This window comes from Ancylomarina salipaludis, assembly GCF_004122035.1.
Classification (GTDB): Bacteria; Bacteroidota; Bacteroidia; order Bacteroidales; family Marinifilaceae; genus Ancylomarina; species Ancylomarina salipaludis.
In genome coordinates this window covers 285253-307702 of the sequence record NZ_SAXA01000003.1, presented here as the reverse complement: position 1 = coordinate 307702, position 22450 = coordinate 285253, and the positions used below count along the sequence as shown (strand labels likewise).

At 36.0% G+C, this 22450-nt stretch carries 16 protein-coding genes; 13 read left to right on the top strand and 3 right to left on the bottom strand.

All coding sequences use genetic code 11. The annotated features are described in order from the left end of the window. Positions 1 to 138 precede the first annotated feature (138 nt). The 4 genes from EO244_RS05405 to EO244_RS05390 are packed head-to-tail and all read left to right on the top strand — an operon-like array spanning position 139 to position 3127. Positions 139 to 579 carry a thioredoxin family protein gene (locus EO244_RS05405; RefSeq protein WP_129253633.1) on the top strand — a complete coding sequence of 147 codons (441 nt, stop codon included), beginning with the start codon at positions 139 to 141 and terminating at the stop codon, positions 577 to 579. Between the two features lie 4 nt (positions 580 to 583). Further along, positions 584 to 1627, top strand: a complete 1044-nt coding sequence (locus EO244_RS05400; protein WP_129253632.1) for an FAD:protein FMN transferase — start codon at positions 584 to 586, stop codon at positions 1625 to 1627. Further along, positions 1617 to 1844, top strand: a complete 228-nt coding sequence (locus tag EO244_RS05395) for a DUF4266 domain-containing protein (RefSeq protein WP_129253631.1) — start codon at positions 1617 to 1619, stop codon at positions 1842 to 1844. Before EO244_RS05400 ends, EO244_RS05395 begins: the two co-directional genes overlap by 11 nt. After that, the gene (locus tag EO244_RS05390; RefSeq protein ID WP_129253630.1) at positions 1835 to 3127 is read left to right on the top strand and encodes a DUF3570 domain-containing protein; all 1293 of its coding nucleotides are present in this window, start codon (positions 1835 to 1837) and stop codon (positions 3125 to 3127) included. The genes EO244_RS05395 and EO244_RS05390 overlap by 10 nt, the downstream gene beginning before the upstream one ends. A gap of 66 nt (positions 3128 to 3193) precedes the next feature. On the opposite strand, the gene EO244_RS05385 is transcribed toward EO244_RS05390, so the two are convergent. From EO244_RS05385 to EO244_RS05375, 3 genes are all read right to left on the bottom strand, one after another. Next, the gene (locus EO244_RS05385) at positions 3194 to 3931 is read right to left on the bottom strand and encodes a hypothetical protein (RefSeq protein ID WP_129253629.1); all 738 of its coding nucleotides are present in this window, start codon (positions 3929 to 3931) and stop codon (positions 3194 to 3196) included. Between the two features lie 196 nt (positions 3932 to 4127). After that, positions 4128 to 5039, bottom strand: a complete 912-nt coding sequence (locus EO244_RS05380; RefSeq protein ID WP_129253628.1) for a metallophosphoesterase — start codon at positions 5037 to 5039, stop codon at positions 4128 to 4130. A gap of 160 nt (positions 5040 to 5199) precedes the next feature. Continuing rightward, on the bottom strand, positions 5200 to 6675 hold the full coding sequence (locus EO244_RS05375; RefSeq protein WP_129253627.1) for an aminotransferase class V-fold PLP-dependent enzyme: 1476 nt from the start codon (positions 6673 to 6675) through the stop codon (positions 5200 to 5202). Positions 6676 to 7064: 389 nt separating this feature from the next. Between EO244_RS05375 and EO244_RS05370 the strand changes: the two genes are divergently transcribed. The 9 genes from EO244_RS05370 (at position 7065) to EO244_RS05330 (ending at position 22400) form a co-directional block, all read left to right on the top strand. Beyond that, complete coding sequence (locus EO244_RS05370; protein ID WP_129253626.1) at positions 7065 to 8966, top strand: AMP-dependent synthetase/ligase; 1902 nt, start codon at positions 7065 to 7067, stop codon at positions 8964 to 8966. A 46-nt stretch (positions 8967 to 9012) separates the two neighbouring features. Beyond that, on the top strand, positions 9013 to 10545 hold the full coding sequence (locus tag EO244_RS05365) for an alkaline phosphatase (protein ID WP_129253625.1): 1533 nt from the start codon (positions 9013 to 9015) through the stop codon (positions 10543 to 10545). A 99-nt stretch (positions 10546 to 10644) separates the two neighbouring features. Further along, positions 10645 to 11790 (top strand): YibE/F family protein, encoded by a 1146-nt coding sequence (locus tag EO244_RS05360; RefSeq protein ID WP_129253624.1) that lies wholly within the window; start codon positions 10645 to 10647, stop codon positions 11788 to 11790. Positions 11791 to 11937: 147 nt separating this feature from the next. Beyond that, entirely contained in the window at positions 11938 to 12936 is a 999-nt protein-coding gene (locus EO244_RS05355; protein ID WP_129253623.1) for a LacI family DNA-binding transcriptional regulator, read from the top strand. A gap of 3 nt (positions 12937 to 12939) precedes the next feature. Beyond that, positions 12940 to 14094, top strand: coding sequence for an MFS transporter (locus tag EO244_RS05350; RefSeq protein WP_129253622.1), 1155 nt, complete (start codon positions 12940 to 12942; stop codon positions 14092 to 14094). Positions 14095 to 14103: 9 nt separating this feature from the next. Continuing rightward, entirely contained in the window at positions 14104 to 15225 is a 1122-nt protein-coding gene (locus EO244_RS05345; RefSeq protein WP_129253621.1) for an ROK family protein, read from the top strand. A gap of 227 nt (positions 15226 to 15452) precedes the next feature. Then, positions 15453 to 18428, top strand: coding sequence for a SusC/RagA family TonB-linked outer membrane protein (locus EO244_RS05340; protein ID WP_129253620.1), 2976 nt, complete (start codon positions 15453 to 15455; stop codon positions 18426 to 18428). 80 nt (positions 18429 to 18508) lie between these two features. Further along, entirely contained in the window at positions 18509 to 20023 is a 1515-nt protein-coding gene (locus tag EO244_RS05335) for a RagB/SusD family nutrient uptake outer membrane protein (protein ID WP_129253619.1), read from the top strand. 70 nt (positions 20024 to 20093) lie between these two features. Further along, on the top strand, positions 20094 to 22400 hold the full coding sequence (locus tag EO244_RS05330; RefSeq protein WP_129253618.1) for a GH92 family glycosyl hydrolase: 2307 nt from the start codon (positions 20094 to 20096) through the stop codon (positions 22398 to 22400). Positions 22401 to 22450 lie beyond the last annotated feature (50 nt).

Sequence of the window (22450 nt, the reverse complement as noted above, 5' to 3'; positions counted from 1 at the left end):
GGGATTTTTTCTTTCCGCCCACATTTTAAGATAATCAAATCTCAATATATTTATACTTTTTAACAACCTATCTAGATATATCAATACTATATTCACTATATTTGGCAATACTTTTTTTAAATTTTGAACAAAAGCATTATGAATTACAAAACTGTATTAATCGTTTTTTTCCTTGTAATTACAGGTCTTTCATCTAGTTTCGCAAAGGGAAATCAATTAGAAGATGCACAAATAAAAGCTAAAACAGAAGGAAAACTCATTTTTATGAATTTTTCAGGCTCAGATTGGTGCCGATCCTGTATGATTCTTAAAAAGACAATTCTGGAAAGTCCGGAATTTAAAACTTTTGCAAATAAAAATCTGGTCCTTGTGGATATTGATTTTCCAAGAAAAAAAAAGAATCAACTAACTGCAGAACAGACTAATTATAACGAAAAACTAGCTGAAAAATACAATAAGGATGGTCAATTCCCTACAATTATCATTTTGGATTCTGACATGAATATTGTTGCGAAAACGGGCTATAAAAACCTGAGTCCAAGTCAGTATGTTGATCACATTAAAAGCCTGATTAACTAATCATATGATCCGAAATATTATCACATTATTGTTTCTGATTTTCGCACTAAATTCGTTTGGTCAAAAAGAATCTCACACTAAGGTTCTCCTTTTAATGGGATCCCGGTTTGATATTACAGCGGTTAGTCCTGATCAGGGGAAAGCGCTAAATGCTATAGAAGCAGGTATTTCTGAGATCAAACGAATTGAAAAATTAATTTCCTCATGGGACCCTAATTCGCAAACCTCGGAAATCATCCGAAATGCAGGGATAAAACCAGTTGCTGTTGATCAGGAGTTATTCAACTTAATTCGTCGTTCGATAAAAATATCGAACTTAACACAAGGAGCTTTCGATATCAGCTATGCCTCACTTGATAAAATCTGGCATTTTGACGGAGAAATGACAGAACTCCCCGATTCCACCACAGTTGCGGCTTCAGTATCAAAAATCAATTACAAAAATATCATCCTTGATCCTGAAAAAAGAACTGTATTTCTGAAAGATAAAGGAATGAAAATTGGCTTTGGTGCCATAGGTAAAGGTTATGCTGCCAATAAAGCTTTGGACATTATGTCGAAAATGGGCCTGACCGGAGCACTAGTTAATGCCTCTGGCGATTTAATCAGTTGGGGTAAAGATGAAGGTGGGAAAGACTGGAAAATAGGTATTGTCAATCCTAAAGAAAAAGATAAAATCTTTTCATGGCTCAACATCAACGAAACAGCTGTTGTTACCTCAGGAAATTACGAAAAATTTGTCACCATAAATGGTCAAACCTATTCGCATATCATCGATCCCAGAACGGGATATCCGGTCAGAGGATTATGCAGTGTCAGTATTATTTGTCCTAATGCTGAGCTTGCTGATGCCTTAGCCACCTCAGTTTTTGTGTTGGGGAAAGATAAAGGCCTCGAATTGATTAATCAAATAAATGGAATAGAATGTCTGCTTATTACCGACAAACAAGAACTTTTCACCTCAGAAAATTTACATTTAGACTATATTAAGAAACCGATTACTAATCACAAATACCAAATTAAAATTGGAGATAAACATGCGCAATAAAAATAAGACAAAGCTGCTTCTTTTCAGTTTATGCTTATTGTTCGGGCTCAACTCCTGCGTATCAGTTGCTGCCTATCAAAAAGCCTATCTAAACGACGAGGCAATGGCTCTAAGAGCTAAAAAGCTTGAAAGCTATGAATCAAATTTTCAATCATACCGTGAAGGTGCCGCCGGAGCAAATGGCGGTAAATCAGGAGGAGGTTGTGGATGCAACTAAAGAAATTAATCTTACTCGTAACAGTTTTAGCCGGGTCTTATACTCTAATGGCTCAAACTGATAAAAACAGTATTGACGACAAACAAAATGAAAGTCAGAAAAAAATCAAAAAATCTAAAACCCAACTTAAAGATGCTGAAGCCAACTTCTTGTTGAACTATTATGAACAAGACGGCGATCATTCGCCAGTAACGGGTGGACGGGGAACAGAAAAACTGGAAAATGTAGCCCCTACATTTGTGGTGCACATTCCTTTGGACACAGTCTCAAATCTGGATTTGAATTTCGGAATTGATTTCTATACATCGGCGTCTACCAATAACATCGATTATTTCGAAGGGCGTAAAACAGGAGCTTCAGGAAAAGATGTTCGCTCTCATATCAATGCAGCTTACAGCAGAGATTTGAGGAATTCTGGAAATGCTTATAGCTTAATGGCAGGTTTTTCAGCCGAATTTGATGTCACATCATTCAATTTTGGTGGCTCTTACACCATTAATTCAAAAGATAAAAACCGCTCGCTAAGTCTTGATGCCCTGTATATGAACGACAGCTGGAAGTTATTATATCCCTATGAAAGAAGAAGTGATGGTACAAACTGGCTTAAAGACGATAAGCGTACAACAATGAAATTTGGCTTATCGTACTCACAAGTCATCAACAAGCGTTTGCAAGCCTTATTTTCAGCAGAAGTTGTTTCTCAAACAGGTCTCTTAAGTACACCATTTCATAGGGTCTTTTTCGATGATGTTAATGGAATTCCTTATGATAATTTAAGAAGTTTCAGTCATGTTGAGATGTTGGACGATAATCGCCTTAAGATTCCAGTCTCAATGCGTTTGAATTATTATTTAAACGATTTTATGAGACTGAGAACCTTCTATCGCTTTTATACCGATAGTTGGGGAATTACAGCTCATACAGCCAGTATTGAATTGCCAATACAAATCACACCATCCTTAATTGCTTCGCCATTCTTCAGGTATCACACGCAAACATCAGCCGATTATTTCTATGAATTTGGTCAGGTGAGTAAAGCCATGGTGGATGCTAAAGAAACTCAATTTTATACTTCTGATTACGATTTGTCAGATTTGAGTAGCACAAAAATAGGTTTAGGTTTGCAATATTCACCCTTATTGGGAGTTGGAAGATTTAAGTCTCCATTTGTAAAAAACAAACAGGTTCAGTTTAAAAGTATTGGTTTAAGAACTGCCTTCTACGATAGAAGTGATGGTTTAAACGCCTGGTTAGTTAGCCTCGATTTTGCATTTACATTCTAAAATAAAAATGAGTAAAGAGGTCGTGTACCTCTTTACTCATTACACTAAAAAAACAACTGTTTAAATTTAATTCTTCAAGGGAATTAGAACCGATAACTCACTTTCTCCATCCCCAAAATCTTCTAATATTTTCAACGAACGATCTGTTAATTCAACAATTTCAAAAGTTCCTCGTCCTTCTTCCCCATAAGCATTCCATAAATAATCAATGTTGGTTTGATTACTGGTACTCCAGTTCCACTCGGACAAACCTCCTTCTGCTTCAGCTGCAGGATTAACAAACTCAACAAAATAAGTCCCTCCCTTTGAAAAAAGAACCGTTAATTCCTCCTCTGTTCCCTCAACACTAGCACCATTCACACTAATCAAATTCCAACTTCTGCATAACAGATCCGTTTTCTCAGAGCTCTCCATTTCCTCTTTCTTACTGGCCTTCAGAATGATATCACTAACCGTTCCATCGGCGAGCTCAACAATAAAAGTCATGTTCTCTGCCCCCAAATCACTAAGCTTTAAAGTTCCAAAATCAGAAAGAATTACCGTTTGATTATTATCGTATTCGTAGGTACCAAATAAAATTGAAGGACCGGCTGTTGACTTCACCGTATTGTCCATCACCACGATATAATTACCACTTTCGTTAAACTCAAATGATTTAAATTCGCTGGTTCCTTCTACAACCCATTTCGCATTTATACTTGCCTTTATTTCAATTTCATTGGTCGAATCACCATCGTTTTTATCACAGGCGACCAAACTGATAAAGGCTAAAAGAATCAATAACGTTTGTTTAAAAATTTTCATACTAAAATTACATCAGGTTTATAAATAAAATAATACTCATTTAACTCTTCTTTCAATAAAAACAGATTAAAAGATCTTAAATGATTTTACACAAAACCCGAAACTACAAAAATATTTTACGAAAACATAATCATTCAAAAAAGTTAAGAATAACTTAATTGATATTGAAAATTCAAAAGGGCTGGTTACAACAGATTTACACTTTAACAATATTATTGGGGTTCAATTTTCGATTTCCATCCCAACGGTATGCAATCAGATGTCCCCCATTAGCCACACAAGCATCTACACAACACAGGTTATCACGAATAACACCAGCCTGACCATTCAAACAATAATGTCCAAAAAAGACAGGTGGGTTTTCTACCGAATAGGGAGGTATTTCCACACAAAGTTCAGGAGGAATCGTATAATGTGGCAGCTTGAAACGATTACCAAACGCCAAAGAACTAAAACTCTCCCCCTCCATTTTATTCCACCACTTTATGCGAAACATGCTGCGTTTAATCCCATAACTATCCTTGATAATCATATCATTGGGTAAAGCAAATTCTCTTCCTTTCAACAAAAGCATACAAGCCTCATAAAGCTTGCCTTTCTTAGCATGGATCTTTCGTAGAAAATTCTTACTTAATCTATTTTGGGGATGTTTTTCACGCATTAAATCAACAGCTTCCTGATCCCAACAGGCATGAACAACCCTAAAATCATCAAATTCCAAAAACATAGGCAATGATCGTAACCATTTCAAGTAAACTTTTTTAGCCTGTTTATTGGCCTGAAACTCAAGATAAGTTCTTCTAATTTGAGCCTTATTCTTCAAACTGTGCTCCCGCAAAGGAAATCCTTCTTCATCCTTTGTGTAATAAGCCAAAACATTAAGTTCGTGATTACCAACGATGGCATAGGCAGATCCATAATCAACCATATTTTTTATCAGGCAAAGACTATCAATCACACGAAATCCTCTATCGACAAAATCACCTACAAAAACAGCTTTGCGCTCAGAATGTGCATAAACACCAGCTTCCTTTTTATACCCTAGAGTTTGAAGCATTTCTTCAAGGCTCTCAAATTCCCCGTGTATATCTCCAATTATATCGTACAATGTGTTTTCCTTTAATTATGAATAATAAATTGTAATAAGCCCCTAAAGACTCAAAATTCTCTTTTATCAAAGATATAAAAACAAAAAAACTCTCCCTATTGTCAAACAATAAGAAGAGTTTATATTTTAAATCGAATTAATACTTCGAATCAATCAGCAGCTAAAGCTTAAACAATTTAGAAATACATACTTCTTTTTTCACTTGGTTAGGACCAACGTATGTAAATTCGTTGGTTTTACTACAATACTTGTAGTCATTCTTCCATTCATCAAAGTTGGCAATGATCTGTTTAATGGAGTCAACAAAATAAATAACCTCTTTGTTTGTGGTTGTTGGATGCAACGACCAACGCACCCATCCGGGCTTATGTGTTAAATCACCAGCACTAATCTCACAGGTAATAGCTTGTGATTTCTCAGGAGTAACATTCAGCATATAATGACCATAAGTACCAGCACAGGCACAGCCGCCACGAACCTGAATACCAAAATGGTCATTCAATAATTTCACCAACAAATTAAAATGAATGTACTCAATATAAAATGACATCACACCAATACGCTTTTGACCATCATCAGCAAGAATCGTCACATCCTTGACTTCACGCATCAAGCTAAAAGCTAAATCGAGCAATTCTTCCTCACGTGCTTCCATTTTGTCAGTTCCCATCTGATTTTTCACATCAATAGCTAAAGCCGTTCTTATCGATTGCAGGAAACCCGGTGTTCCACCATCTTCACGCGCTTCAATACTATTCACATACTTGTACTCACCCCAGGGATTTGTCCAATCAACAGTTCCTCCACCCGGATTATCCGGAGCAGCTTCGGGATTATAAAGTGCCGAATCGAAAATCATAACACCTGACGAACCTGGGCCGCCAAGGAATTTATGTGGTGAGAAGAAAATGCCGTCCAGCTTGCAAGCCTCATCAGCAGGATGCATGTCAATATCAACATAAGGGGCTGAAGCTGCAAAATCAACAAAACAAATTCCACCATGTTTATGCATCAACCTGGCCATTTCGTGATAAGGGGTAATAATCCCTGTCACATTTGAACAGGCACTAAATGAACCAATTTTCATTTTACGATCAGCATATTTTTCCAACTGTTTTTCCAACTCATTCAAGTCAACTTTCAAACCTTCTCCGGGAGGCACCACCACCACATCAACATTGGTTTCGTACCATGAGGTTTGATTGGAATGATGCTCCATATGGGTGATAAAAACAACAGGCTTTTGTCTTTCTTTCTGACAAACTGTAGCGTTCATATACCCGCACCCTTTTAGTCCTAAAATTCGCTGAAGCTTATTCACAACAGCAGTCATTCCATACCCCGCATGTATCAATACATCATTGGGACCTGCGTTACAATGCTTCTTAATTAGATTTTGAGCTTCATGGTAACTTTGAGTCATTAAAGTACCGGTAACATTGGTCTCTGTATGTGTATTTGCCACATAGGGCCCAAATTCCTTCAGCATTCTCTTTTCAAGAGGCTTATATAAACGTCCGCTCGCAATCCAATCGCCGTAAACGATAGTTTGCTTACCAAAGGGAGAATAAAATCGGGCTTCGTTTCCCACCGTATTCTTTCGGAACTTTTTGAAATGGTTCTCCAAATTGCTCATTAGTTAGATTAGTTTTATGTGTTTTGTTGTTTGTTTAGATTTTGAATGTCTCAAATCAATTAATATTCAGACTGTTTCATCTGATTTAAGAACGGTCGTAAATTTATATATTCTGAAAAAGGAATACAAATAGCAATAGGATATATTCCCAGAAACTAGTCTATTTGTATCCACATAAATTTCTAAATAATATACATACAACACTGATTACAAACACTAATTATTAAGAAAATACTCATACAAGTTAACAATAAACAATTCCAGCTCTTATTTAGAATGGAGCATATTTATGAAGAATAAAAGAATATGAGGGGAAAACACTAAATTTGCCTTCAATAAAAAAATACCCTTTACAAAACAACTAGTATTTACAGAAGATTTTCAAATATATGGAGACAATTATTCAACTCTTCGAAAAGAGTGTAGAACAGTATCCAAACAATCCTTTTTTATGGGAAAAGAATGATGGCGCATATATTCCTCAATCATATAAAGAACTTCAAACTGAAGTGCACCTATTAGCAGCAGGACTTTTTGCAATAGGCATCAAAAAAGGCGATCGAATTGGCTTACTATCAGAAGGCAGAAATGCCTGGGTTCTTTCTGAACTGGGCATACTCTACGCTGGAGCTGTAAATGTTCCCCTTTCAGTAAAATTAGATGCTCAAAATGAATTAAAGTTTCGACTTCAACATTCCGAAGCACGACTCCTTATCGTTTCAAAAAATCATCTCTCCAAAATCAGAGAAATTAAAGATGAACTCGATTTTCTGGAACAAATTATCGTAATAGATGAAGATGTTGAACTGAAACCGAACGAAATTTACCTTTCTTCCCTTTTAGACTTTGGTCAAAACTTAAGTGATGACGATAGAATGCAGTTGGAAACCCTCTGGTTGACAATTGAGGCAAACGATAATGCAAACATATCCTACACCTCAGGAACGACTGCCGACCCCAAAGGCATTATTTTGTCGCACAACAACTACACCTCTAATGTAAAACAGGCATCCAGTTTAATGGATATTCCTCCCAGCTACAAAACCCTGCTTATTCTGCCTTGGGATCATTCATTTGCTCACACGGCTGGTATTTACAGTTTCATGTTAAAAGGAGCTTCAATCGCTGCTGTTCAGCAAGGAAATTCTCCCATGGAAGCCCTGAAGAACATTCCAAACAACATCAAAGAGATACAGCCTGATATTCTATTGAGCGTTCCTGCTCTGGCTAAAAATTTCAAAAAAAACATTGAAAAAAGCATCAAAGCAAAAGGTCCCAAAGTAGAGCGTATGTTCAACAAAGCACTTGATGTCGCATACCGTTACAACGGAGTGGGAATTGATAAAGGAAAAGGTTCACGCAAATTTCTTAAACCCATATATAAGTTTTACGATAAGATTCTTTTTTCAAAAATCAGAGACAACTTTGGAGGTAACTTAAAATTCTTTGTGGGAGGCGGTGCCCTGCTTGATATTGAATTGCAACGTTTTTTCTATGCAATTGGTCTCCCTATGTATCAGGGATATGGCTTATCTGAAGCCTCACCAATCATATCGTCCAATGCACACCATCGTCATAAACTTGGATCATCGGGCTTCCTTGTCAATAATATGGACTTCAAAATTTGTGATGATCAGGGTAATCCATTACCTGCCGGTGAAAAAGGTGAAATTGTTATCAAAGGAGGCAATGTTATGAAAGGCTACTGGAAAAATGATAAAGCCAGTGCTGAAACACTAAAAAATGATTGGCTGCACACGGGCGATATGGGTCATATCGATGAAGAAGGCTTTCTCTACGTTTGCGGTCGGTTTAAATCCTTATTGATTGCCAACGATGGTGAAAAATATAGTCCCGAAGGCATTGAAGAAGCCTTTGTGCATAACTCACCCTATATTGATCAATGTCTTTTGTACAACAATCAGGATCCCTATACCATTGCTTTAGTTGTTCCTAACAAAATGGCTATTCAAACTTATTTGAAATCTTGCGGTTTAAGTTCAAACACCGAAGAAGGTCAAGTTGAAGCACTGAAGCTCTTACAAGCAGAATTTACTGCCTATAAAACAGGAGGAATCTATCAGGATATATTCCCACAAAGATGGATCCCAACTGCAATCGCTATTCTTCCTGAAGCTTTCTCTGAAGAAAATAAGCTGGTAAATTCAACAATGAAAGTCGTTCGTGACAAAGTCATTCACTATTTTAAAGACTATGTCGATTACCTCTATACACCAGATGGGAAGAACTTCATCAATACAAAAAATAAAGAAACCATTAGGAATTTTTAAGAGATTCCTTAAAAATAACTCGACACTATCAACACACAATTCAAGCATGAAGTTTAATTCAAAAATAATCAACCTGTTTTTTGCACTACTCCTGTTATCAATCAGCGTCAGTGCAAAAGACTCAGCAGCTGATAAACAACGAAACAATTACAAAGGTAAAGCTCCAAAATACATTTTCTATTTCATAGGCGATGGTATGGGCTTATCACAAGCTAATGCAGCTGAAGCCTATATGGCAGCCGTTAACGGGCAGGATGGTATCCAAAAACTTGAAATGAATAAGTTTCCACACCATGGTTTTTATACCACAAATGCTACCAATCGATTTATAACAGGGTCTGCCGCTGCAGGAACAGCTCTGGCAACAGGTCATAAAACCAGCATCAATACTATCGGGATGGATGCTTCAAAACAAAAGCCCCTTCAGTCTGTAGCTGAAAAAGCCAGAGATTTAGGTTATAAAGTGGGGATCGTTTCATCAGTGTCTATCGACCATGCGACACCCGCATCTTTCTATGCACATCAACCATCTCGTAGTATGTACTACGATATTAGTTTGGAATTGAGTCAATCCAACTTCAACTATTTTGCAGGTGGTGGTATCAACCATCCTGTGGGCGATGGCAAAGAGGAAAAGAATAATATTTTGGCCAACTTTGGCATGGGTGGTGATAAACAAATTGAAAACAAACAGCCTAATTCTATTGACTTGGCTAAAGAACGAGGCTATCGTGTTTTAAACACCAAAGCAGAATTTAATAATCTGAAAAAAGGAGATGATAAAATCATTGCTATTGCTCCGCGTTTGGTTGGTGGAAAAGCTCTACCCTACGCTATCGATCAAAATGAAAATGATATCCCTTTAAGCGAATTTACAAAAAAAGGAATCGAGCTTTTAAACAACAATAAAGGTTTTTTCATGATGGTAGAAGGTGGAAAAATTGACTGGACTTGTCATGCCAATGATGCGGCTACTGCAATCAAAGAAGTTATGAATTTTGACGCAGCAATTAAGGTTGCCGTTGATTTCTATAATAAGCATCCCAAAGAAACTCTAATTGTAGTGGGAGGTGATCATGAAACAGGTGGTATGTCTCTTGGGTTTTCCGGAAGTCATTACCATTCAGCTTTTAAACTGTTACAATATCAGAATATCTCAAACGATGGTTTCACTGAACTTGTCAATGAGTACAAAAAAAACAATATGGGTAATTACAAACTTGAAGATGGAATGGCCCTAATTGAAAAACACTTTGGTCTTGGCAATAAGACTAAAGAACTAGAGCTCTCAGCTCTTGAAAAAAAGCAACTTAAGAATGCTTTTGAACAAAGTATGAAAGACAATAAGGAAATCAAAAAAGATGACCAATTCTATCTACTGTATGGAAGCTACAACCCATTAGCAGTAACAGCTTGCCATATTTTATCTCAAAAAGCAGGAATTGGCTGGACTTCCTTTTCGCATACTGCAACACCAATCCCGGTAAAAGCAATTGGTGTCGGATCGGAACTGTTTTCAGGCTATTTCGACAATACTGATATGGCAAAAAACATATTCAGACTCTTAGAATTAAATTAAGCAATTGAAACTTTTTTATAAGGTGAGTTTTTTAAGTCTTAACAGAACTTAAAGACTCACCTTTTTTCCTTTTCAAAACACCTTCCGAATCCAATCGACATGATCAAAATTCCTAAAAAATCAGATTTTGTTTTAGTTGTCTTATTAATTATTGCCTGCTTTAGTTTAATTGTTGTACCGAATGAGTTTAATAAGGAACAAGAATCTAATACACTGCGAGTAAAAGCACTGGTTTTATCTACCAACAACGATCTGATGGTAGAAACAGGAATATTGAAAACGGGCACACAGAGACTTCAAATCAAAATATTAAACGGAAAATTTAAGAATGCCGAAATCCAGGCATTCAATCAGTTGGTTGGACGTATGGAGTTTGACAAATTTTTTGTACCGGGAGATAAAACATTAACAGTCTTAAATTTAAATCAGGATCACACTACTATTAAAAGTGCCAATGTAATTGATCATTACAGGATAAATATGGAACTGTGGTTATTAATTCTCTTCATTATTCTCCTGGTTAGCTTTGCAGGCTGGATTGGTCTAAAAGCCATCCTATCCTTTATGTTTGCAGGTTTAACCATTTGGAAATTACTCCTACCTGGTTTTTTAAAAGGATTCTCCCCTATCCCTCTTTCTTTAGGAATTGTTGCACTACTAACTTCAGTCATTATTTTCCTTGTTGCCGGAACAAACCGAAAGGGCTTGGTAGCATTTTTAGGAGCAATGAGTGGAATTATTATTACCTGCATTATGGCCATTATTTTTGGTGCAGAGTTCAATATACACGGAGCAATTAAACCCTTTTCTGAAACCTTACTCTATTCGGGTTATGCCCATTTAAATCTCACAGATATATTCCTTGCCGGAATTTTTATTTCCTCCTCAGGTGCGGTTATGGACATCTCAATGGATATTGCAGCCTCTCAAGCCGAAATCATCAATCACAACCCTGCAATTGGTGCAAAAAAATTACGCCAATCAGGATTCGAAGTTGGTAAAGTTGTCGTGGGAACCATGACGACCACTCTGTTACTCGCCTATTCGGGCGGTTTTTCGGCACTTCTAATGGTTTTCATCGCTCAGGGCACCCCTATGACCAATATTTTAAATCTCAATTACGTTTCGGGCGAATTGTTACACACCCTAGTCGGTAGTTTTGGTTTGGTTCTAGTTGCGCCTTTTACAGCAATAATTGGAAGTTGGGTGTTTACCCGTCAAAAGGCTTCTAAAATACTAAACTAAAAAAAGCCAAAACGAAACTCTTCCCGCTATAAAATTCAACAAATCATTTAGATTAAAAAAAAATAAAGCAATGTGTTTTGCCAAATAAAAAAATTGACATACTTTTGATTAACCGATTTAGTAAACCGATTTAGTAAAATTTACACATTGAAGAAGAAGTCAATTAAAGATATCGCCCAAGACTTAGGTCTATCAAAAACGACTGTTTCTTTTGTTCTCAACAACAAAGGAGATGAGAAAAATATTAGTAAAAAAACGCAAAAAAAGATATTGGATTATGTTAGGGAGGTGGACTATCAACCCAATCAAATAGCTAAAAGTTTAAAAAAAGGCAAAACAAACACAATAGGCTATCTGGTTCCCGATATTTCCAACCCCTTTTTTGCTAAAATAGGTCGTTTGCTTGAAGATCATTTTTGGGAAAAAGGCTATCACTTGCTTATAGGTAGTACTGATGAGAATAAAGATAAAGAAACGCAGGTTCTTAACATGTTTGTAAATCGTCAGGTCGATGCCTTAATAGTCGCCTCTTGTTTTATACAAAGTGATGCTATCAAGTCATTATTGTCACAAGATTTTCCTCTCGTATTTTTTGATAGAGAAGATCCGGAAATCGAAGCCAACTACATTTTAGTTGAAAATAAAATTTCGATGAAAAACGCAGTTGAAAGTGCAATCGATTCCAAGTCGCAAAAACTTGGCTTGATATCATTAACACCCGATGTGTATTCCTTGAAAAATCGTATCGAAGGTTATAAGATGGCCTTGGAAAACAACAAGATCGATTTTGACAAAGAATTAATAAGAATTGTTGACAACAATAATTTAAAGAAGGGAACCGAAAAAGAACTTAAATTTTTAATTGAATCGGGTGTTGATACAGTTGTATTTACGAATAACCAGATTGCTGTCATTGCCATTTGGCTGATGAATACTTATTACAAGGATAAGGTTAATGCAATCAAATTCGTCAGTTTTGATAATGTCGATCTGTTCGATTATTCAATGCCCAAAGTAATTTCTGTGGCGCAACCTATTGAAAAAATAGCAATGCACACCACTGATATAATTGAAGAAATATTAAGATCTAAAAAAAGTGAAAACAAAAGAATTGAATTAACACCTAAACTAATCGAACGAAAATAACAAATGAAAAATAATTACTTAAAATCTGGTCCAATTTTCTTAGCCTTCCTTTGTATGGGATTTGGCGATGTTGTGGGCCCTTTAACAAGCCAATTACAAGCTGAATATCAGCTATCAAATTTCATGGCAGGCTTGGTAACTTTCATGGGGTTTATCATGTTTGGATTACTCTCTGTACCAATGGGACTCTATCAGGATAGAAAAGGTAAAAAAACAGTCTTGATATTGGGGATGATAGCAGCCCTTGCCGGGCTAACTCTTCCTATCCTGGGTGATTTCTCTTCATTTGGCCTATTATTAGGCTCTCTCTTACTTCTTGGCACAGGAGCTACAATTTTACAAGTTGCCGGAAATCCAATCATGAGAGATGTATCACCAGAGGGTAAATATTCAAGAAACCTATCATTCGGACAATTCACCAAAGCAATCGGGTCATTATCAGGAGCCTTACTCCCACTGCTTGCAGCAAAATACTGGGGCCTAGACTGGAAAATACTTTTCCCAATTTATTCAAGCATTCTTTTAGTTGCCATTATCTATTTATGGTTTGTCAAAATCGAAGAAAAGAAAAATGAGTCTGAAACTCCAGCATCCTTCAAATCGGTATTATCTCTATTAAAAAACCCCTACGTTTTTTTTATGGTTCTGTCCATATTTCTATACGTTGGAGCTGAAGTAAGTATGAGTGCAAAGCTTCCAAATTTTCTGGAACACAAATTCAATTTTGATATTAAAGAATTAGGTCTTTGGGGAACACTTTTCTTCTTTCTGGCATTGATGACAGGACGATTTCTAGGCGGTATTATTTTAAACTGGATGTCACCTCAAAGATTCTTAAAAATAACATCTCTTGTTGCTATAATTGGAATTTTAGGCCTGTTTATAGCAAGTAATTCAATTATCGGATTTGCAGCTATTCTGGTTATCGGCTTAGGTTTTGCCAATATCTTTCCTTTGGTATTTTCAATTACTATTGATGCAATGCCTGAGCGTAGTAATGAAATATCAGGACTAATGGTAACCGCCATAATTGGAGGAGCTATTGTTCCGGTAATATTTGGAGCAGTTGCTGATATTTTTTCATTGATGGCAGGTTTTATTGTAACACTAGTTTGTATAGGCTATATTTTAGTCTTATCATTTTATAAAAGAAAGTAATTGACGAACATGAATATATGGAGTGACGAAAGAGTCGTATTAACCCTTGATGCAGGTGGAACAAACTTTGTTTTTTCAGCAATTAAAGGTGGTAATGAAATTATAGATCCTATTCAAAAACCATCAAACGCTGATCAATTAGAGCTTTGTTTAAAAACAATAGTTGACGGATTTCAGGAAGTAAGAAACTTACTTGAAGAAGAACCTGTTGCCATTAGTTTTGCATTCCCCGGGCCAGCCGATTACAAAAGAGGTATTATTGGAGATTTAACAAACTTACCGGCATTTCGTGGTGGCATAGCATTGGGGCCAATGTTGGAAAAATACTTTAAGATTCCTGTCTACATCAATAATGATGGTGATCTATTTGCATATGGAGAAGCATTAGGAGGCATCTTACCCGAAATAAATCAAAAACTGGAAGCTGTCAATAGTCCTAAACGCTATAATAATCTAATTGGTATAACTCTGGGAACTGGGTTTGGAGGAGGTTTGGTACAAAATAATGAACTTTTTATTGGCGATAATTCAATCGCTAGTGAAGTTTGGTTAACAAGTTCAAGGCTGTTCCCAGAGCAATTTGCTGAAGAAGGGATAAGTACCCGAGCGATTCAGAGAGTCTATCAGAAGAATGCTCAAAATGAATTAAATCCGGATTTAATGCCGATTGATATTTATGCGATTGCTAAAGATGAGAACCATCCTAATAATAAAGCAGCAAAAATTGCTTTTAAACAATTCGGGAATTGCTTAGGAGATAGTTTAGCCAATCTACTGACGATTACAGATGGAATTGCCGTCATTGGTGGAGGACTTTCCGGAGCCAGTGACCTATATATGCCAGCAGTGATGGATGAAATAAATGGACAGTTGCAAACGGCTCAGGGTGAAAGTATCCCCCGATTGGTTCAGAAAGTTTATAATATTGATAACGAACTCGAGTTTAATGAATTTATTAAAGATCGTTCCAAAGAAATTATGATACCTGGAACGAATAAATGTTTAAAATATGATCCGGAACCTCGTTTAGCTATATGCTCGAGTAAATTGGGAGCAAGCAGAGCCATTGGAATTGGTGCCTATGCTTTTGCTATAAATGAGGTCAATCAAATTGAAAATTTTAAAAACTAATAAATTAAATAATAACCCCTAGTATTCTATTTTTTTCACAAAGTTGCTAAATCGGTTTAGTTAACATCTATGAAATAATAATAAAACTAAAATAGGAAAACTAAATCCAAAATAAAATGCCAATGACTCAAAACTAACCTAAACTAAAAAAGGGAAATGCGCTAACATTTCCCAAGCAAATAATGTTCATCAAAACATTAAGTTAATAATCATAACCACTCAAATTTATGAAAAAAAAATCATTAAATAAATCTTCCCTTTTCCGTGAAGGTTTTAAACAGAGTGCAATCGTTTTCTTTTTAAGCCTTATGATTGTACTATCCAGTCAGTCTGATGTATCAGCTGCAAGCGCTAATCAAAAAGATCAAGATCACACAATTACAGGTGTAGTAACCGATTCTCAAGGACTTTCATTACCTGGAGTTAGTGTAAGAATCAGTGGAACAACACAAGGAACATCTACCGACATCGACGGAAGATACACCATTAATCAATTAGAAAAAGGACAAACTCTAATCTTTTCTTTTATTGGAATGGTTTCTCAAGAGTTAGATCCTTCCACAGCAACAAGTTTCGACATTGTTATGTTGGATGATGCTCAAGGACTTGAAGAGGTTGTTGTTGTAGGATATGGTTCGATGCAGAGAAAACAAATTACCAGTTCTGTATCAACTGTTGATTCTGAAAGCTTGCAAAAGAAAGCAACAACGACTCCAATGCAGTTATTACAAGGTAAAGTTGCTGGTTTAACCATTAGTAGACCTAGTGGCTCAGACCCTACTGCTAGTCCATCAATAATGATCCGAGGAAATACATCTCTTAGAGGTTACGCTTCTCCTTTGATCATTGTAAATGGTGTTGAAGTTTCTTCTCTAGATATTATATCACCAGAAGATATTGAAACATTCTCAGTGCTGAAAGATGGTTCTGCTGCTGCTATTTATGGATCCAGAGGAACTAATGGTGTTATCATTATTACAACCAAAGAAGGGAAAGAAGATAGAGCTACTGTCGAGTATTCTGGTTATGCATCCTTTGAACAAGTGTACAATAAGCCTGATATGTTGACAGCTGACGAGTTTAGAGCATTAGGAAATAAGCTGAGTAAAGAAACCGGTGATGCTTCAACAGACTGGTATGACGAATTACTTCAAACATCACGAAATTACACGCACAACATTGCAATAAGTGGTGGCTCTTCTAAAACAAAATATCGTGCATCTATCGAGCACAGCGATGTTACAGGTATTGTTTTAGAATCATTTAAGAAAAGACTTAATGGTAGAATTAACATTAACCACAAAGCTATAAACGACAGACTAAATGTAAAAGCAGATCTTTCTGCAAGTCAAACAAGATATCGTGCACCTGATTATGGAGCTTTTAGCACGGCTGTTACAATGAATCCGACTCATTCTATTTATAACGAAGATGGGACTTATCAATATTTTAGTGAACGATTCAGAGATAATCCGATTGCTTCTATAAAAAACAGAACCAGCGATAATGCACATAAAATCCTATTATCAAGTATTTATGCTGACTTCAAAATTATCGAAGGGTTAAAACTAGGTGGTCGATTAGCTTGGAAAATTGAGGATTGGAATATTGGAGAATATGAATCTCGTTTATCTGAAAGAAGTATAGAAAATAGTCAAGAAGGTTTTGCTAAAAGAGAAGCAAAATTTAGTTATAGAGACAACTACGAGTTAAATGCCAACTATCGCAAACAAATTGGTAAACATGAATTGAGCGGTATGGTGAATTGGACCTATGAGAAAGACATCTACGAAACAATGTTAATGGAAAACAGAGGTTTCGCTACTGATGCTTTCCTTTATAACAGTATTGAGTCTGGTTCATTTTTGAAAGACCCGGATCAATCCGATTATAAAATGGATACATACAAGCAAAAAGTAGAATTAGAATCCTACCGCGCTCGTTTGGTTTACTCATATGACAATAAGTATATGTTAACTGGAAGTATCAATCGTGAAGGTTCATCAGTGTTTGGTAAGAACAATAAATGGGGAACATTCTTCGGTGTATCTGGTGGATGGACTATCTCAGAGGAGAGTTTCATGCAGACTATTCCAGAAATAGATTATCTTAAACTACGTATTGGATATGGTGAAACAGGAAATGCTGGAGCTAGCCCATATTCATCTTTAGCAAGAATTGGTCAGGAATTTTTATCATATAACTTTAGAGGAAAACCTATTGTTGCCTATGGTTTAACAAATAACCCTAACCCAAATTTAGGTTGGGAGAAAAAAGCTGAAATAAACTTTGGTTTAGATTTCGCTATCCTTGACAATAAAATTGATGGTAGTCTGGATGTATATCAAAGAAAAACCAGTGATTTGCTTTATTTACTACCTGCAGCCCTACCTTCTGCTGTAAATGATAAATTATTAACAAATATCGGAGATCTTTATAGTGAAGGTATTGAGTTAAGCATAAATACCAAAAATATCGTATCTGAAGATTTTAGCTGGACAACTTCCTTTAACGCTTCTTACAATCAAGGGAAAGTTGAAAAATTAGATCTTTCGTCAGGCAGTGCATTTTTCCATGTTGAAGAAACAAGTTTAGGTTCCATTTATAAAGTTGAAACAGGAGAACCATTAGGTAACTTTTATGGAAAACGTTTCGATAGAATTGATGAAAATGGGAATTGGGTTTTCAAAGATTTAAACAACAACGGAGAAATGGATGAAGGCGAAGGTGATAAAGAAATTATAGGAAACGGAGCTCCTAAATATCATATTGGCTTAACCAACAGTTTAAGATATAAAAACTTTAATCTGGACATCTTCTTCCGTAGTGCTCTTGATTTTGACATTCTTAACCATGGAAAAATGTTTTATGAGAACATTAATAAATTTCCTAATTCAAACATTTATGCGACAACGGGACAGAATGGTTTAAAAGATGCACCTCAATATTCAGATTATTATCTTGAAAAAGGAGATTATATCAAACTTGAAAACATTTCTCTGTCATACAATTTTGATGTCAAGAATATCAACTATATATCATCAGCAAGATTGTATGTTTCCTGCTCAAATGTATTTACAATTACTAAGTACTCAGGCCTTACTCCCGATCTTGAGGCAGGTGGTCTAACGCCAGGTGCTGATCGCTTAAACTTTTATCCTGTTTCAAGAACATTTACCATTGGAGCATCTATCAAGTTTTAATTAAATTGATATAAGACATGAGTGTTATTCAATAAACAAACACCCATGGCATTTGAAATTCAATTTTAAAATTAATCAAAATGAAATACATATATACATTATTAGCTTTCAGCCTTATAAGCACACTTTTTGTGTCTTGTTCTGACTTGGAGGAAGAAATTTACAGCGAAACTGTAGTCGAAAATTTCTATAATAATAAAGAAGAAATAATTGGGGCCTATACTCGCCCATGGGCACATACACAATGGGTGTTACCATTAACAATTTTTCAATTAAGCGAGTTATCTGCCGATGCCGTTGTCACTCCTACCAAATCAGATGGTAGTCATTATTCAGATGGAAAAAACATTGCTTTTCATCAGCACAAATGGACTTCTGAGCATCCTACTATTGATGAAGCATGGGCTATTACATGGGAAGGTATTGGCTTTGTTAATGGTGTTCTTCAAGGGATTGATCCTGTAGACTTCGAAGAAAAACAAGTCCCAATTAGTAAAGCTGAAATGATCGCAGAACTAAGATGTTTACGTGCATACTGGCATCTTATAGCATGTGACTTATGGGGTAATGTACCTATTACAACAAAAGTTTCTGATCCTGCATACCCAGCAACTAATACGCGTAAAGAGGTTTATAAATTCATCGAAACAGAACTACTGGCAACTATTGATGATCTTCCGGTGAAAAAACATGCTGAAACCTATGGTTATTTTACAAAAGCAGGAGCTAAAACACTTCTTGCCAGACTTTATCTGAATTCAAAGGTATACACTAATGAAGAATATTATACAGAATGTATAGATATGTGTAATCAGGTGATTTCAGCTGGAAACTATGAATTAGATGAAAACTGGCAAGGTCCATTTTTACCAACAAATGAATTTTCTAAGGAAAATATATTTGCATTTGCTCTTGATGGTGTAACAGGATGGTCATATAATATTAGTGCATTTACATTACCCAATGTACTAAAAAATAAATTTGGTTTACAATTCGATCCATTTAACGAAATGTACACTGTTGAAGAATTTTACGACAGTTATAATGATTCTGACAAACGAAAAGAACAATATTTAGTAGGTCCTCAATATGGTTCTGATCCCAACACGCCTCTGGTTACTATAGATAAACATATTTCTAGTATCAATAATGCTGGACTTGACGAAGGTGCACGAAACTACAAGTATGTGTTTGGAGAGAATTCTCAAGGTCATATTCATGAAACAGATTTAGTTGTATTAAGATTTGCCGATGTAATTCTTATGAAAGCTGAAGCTCTTATGCGTATTAATAATGGTATTGCCACTCAAGAAGCTGTTGATTTAGTTAATCAAATCAGAAAAAGAGCATTTGGAACAAATTACGAAGCTAATAAATACACAACAACAAATCTTACAATGGATGAATTGTTGGCTGAGCGAGGTAGAGAGTTTGCCTATGAAGGACAAAGAAGAACTGATCTTATCCGTTTTGGAAAGTTTACTGGAACCAGATGGGCTAAAGATAATGTAAGTGAAGATTACAGAACTCTTTTCCCTATTCCTCTTAAACAAACCAATCTTAATCCAAATCTTGACCAGAACTTGGGCTATTAAACAACCAATACAACTTGTCTGTTTTGGCAGGCAAGTTGTTTTTTTCACCATCAGCTTTAAATGTTTATCAATGCATAAAATTATTATCACTCAAATTGTTCTTTTCTGTCTGTTTCTAACTGCATGCAAACAAAATGAAACACAAAAAGAATCTGCTGACTATACTCCATATGTAAAACCACTTGTTGGGACTCTAGGAGAAGGAAATACCTACCCTGGTGCACAAGTGCCTTTCGGTATGGTACAATTAAGTCCTGACACAGAAAGATGGAATTGGGGAGCTGCTTCGGGTTATGAATATTCTGACAGCACCATTTATGGCTTCTCTATGACACATTTACATGGTACTGGTATTCCAGATCTTGGTGATATTTTATTTATGCCAACAGAGGGTAAACTTTATATAAATAGTGGGAGTAAAGATCTCTCAGAACCTGGCTATTTATCTCGTTTTTCTCACAAAAATGAAACCTCAGAAGCCAATTATTATTCTGTATTATTAGATAATTATAATATCAAAGCAGAACTAACAGCCACTAACAGAGCTGGATTGATGCGTTTTACTTATCCAAAATCAGATAGTGCTCATATCGTACTGGATTTGAGTCATGTATTACGCCACAAAGTGATTTGGTCAAATATTCGAGTTGAAGATGAATCAACCATAACAGGAATGCACCAAGTAAAAGGATGGGCAAAAGAGCGCTATGTGTATTTTGCGGCAAAATTCTCACGTCCATTCGATAATACCCGTATTTTCTCCAATAAAAAAGAGGAAAAATACGATTCATATAAAACCTACCGATTTAAAAGTAGCATTGAAGCTGCTGGACCCGATATTCAATTTGTAGCTGACTACAAAACTGACGATTCGGAACAAATACTTGTAAAAGTTGGGATATCTGCCATTAGCACAGCTAACGCCATGAAAAATCTGGATACAGAAATCGCAAATTGGGATTTCGATCAAGTGAAAGAAAATGGCAAAACATTATGGAATAAAGAACTTGCTAAATTTGAAGTAACAGGTACAAAAAAACAAAAGGAAACTTTTTATACAGCTGCCTATCACGCTTTTATGTCACCAACAAATTATTTCGACGTTGATCGCTCCTACCGTGGATTTGACCAAAATATTCACAAAGCAGAAAACTTCGATAATTATACCGTATTCTCTCTATGGGATACCTATAGAGCAACTCATCCCCTATTTTGCCTGACTCAGGCAAATAGAAATGCCAACATGATTAATTCAATGTTGGAACACTATAAACAAAGCCCGGATAAGTTACTTCCTATTTGGTCGTTCTGGAACAATGAAACCTGGTGTATGATTGGCTATCATGCTGTTCCTGTAATTGTTGATGCCTATTTCAAAGGTGTTAAAGGTGTGAATTGGGAATTAGCCTACGAAGCTTGCGTTCGTGCAGCAACACACCCTCAATATGATGCTACGAAAGAATTCGAAAAACTAGGTTACGTACCCTACGATATCGAGAACGAATCAGTTTCCAAAACACTGGAATATGCCTATGACGATTACTGTATTGCTCGAATGGCTAAAGCATTAGGTAAAACCGAAGATTATAAACGGTTTTCGAAACGTGCCATGTCATATAAAAATCTTTTCGATCCTAAAATTGGATTGATGCGTCCCAAAAACAGCAAAGGGGAATGGATGCCAAACTTTGATACTCACTTTTTCAAACACATGGGTGCTTTTACTGAAGGAACGACATGGCAGTATACATGGACAGTTCCTCACGATGTTCAAGGCTTAATTGACATTTATGGTGGGAATGAAAATTTCACGAATAAATTGGATTCCGTTTTTGCTAGCAGTAACGATAAAGACTATTTGGGTGTGGATGATATACATGGTAGAATTGGTGAGTATTGGCACGGAAACGAACCTAGTCACCACATCAGTCACCTGTATAGTTACGCAGGACAAGCATGGAAAACACAAGAGTTAACTCGAAAAATTATTGCAACACAATATGGCAACACCCCTGGCTCTTTATGCGGCAATGACGACTGCGGACAAATGTCAGCTTGGTATATTTTTAATGCCATGGGATTTTATCCCGTTTGTCCAGGAAGCGATGAGTACATCATTACATCGCCAGCTGTTCCTTCAGTAAAAATGAATATGAGTAATGGTAACAGCCTTGAAATTATTGCAGAAAACTATTCAGAAACAAATGTTTATATCCAATCTTTAAAAATTAATGGCAAAGAATGGAATAAAACATGGTTATCTTACAATGATATAAAAGACGGAGGTAAAATGGAATTCGTACTGGGAGATCATCCAAACAAAAAATGGGGCTCTTCTGAAAAGGTATCACCACCTTCGTTCTCAGATAAAAAATAAACAACCAGTTATCCCATGTTTTTCATAAAATAAAAAATGTGGGATATAAA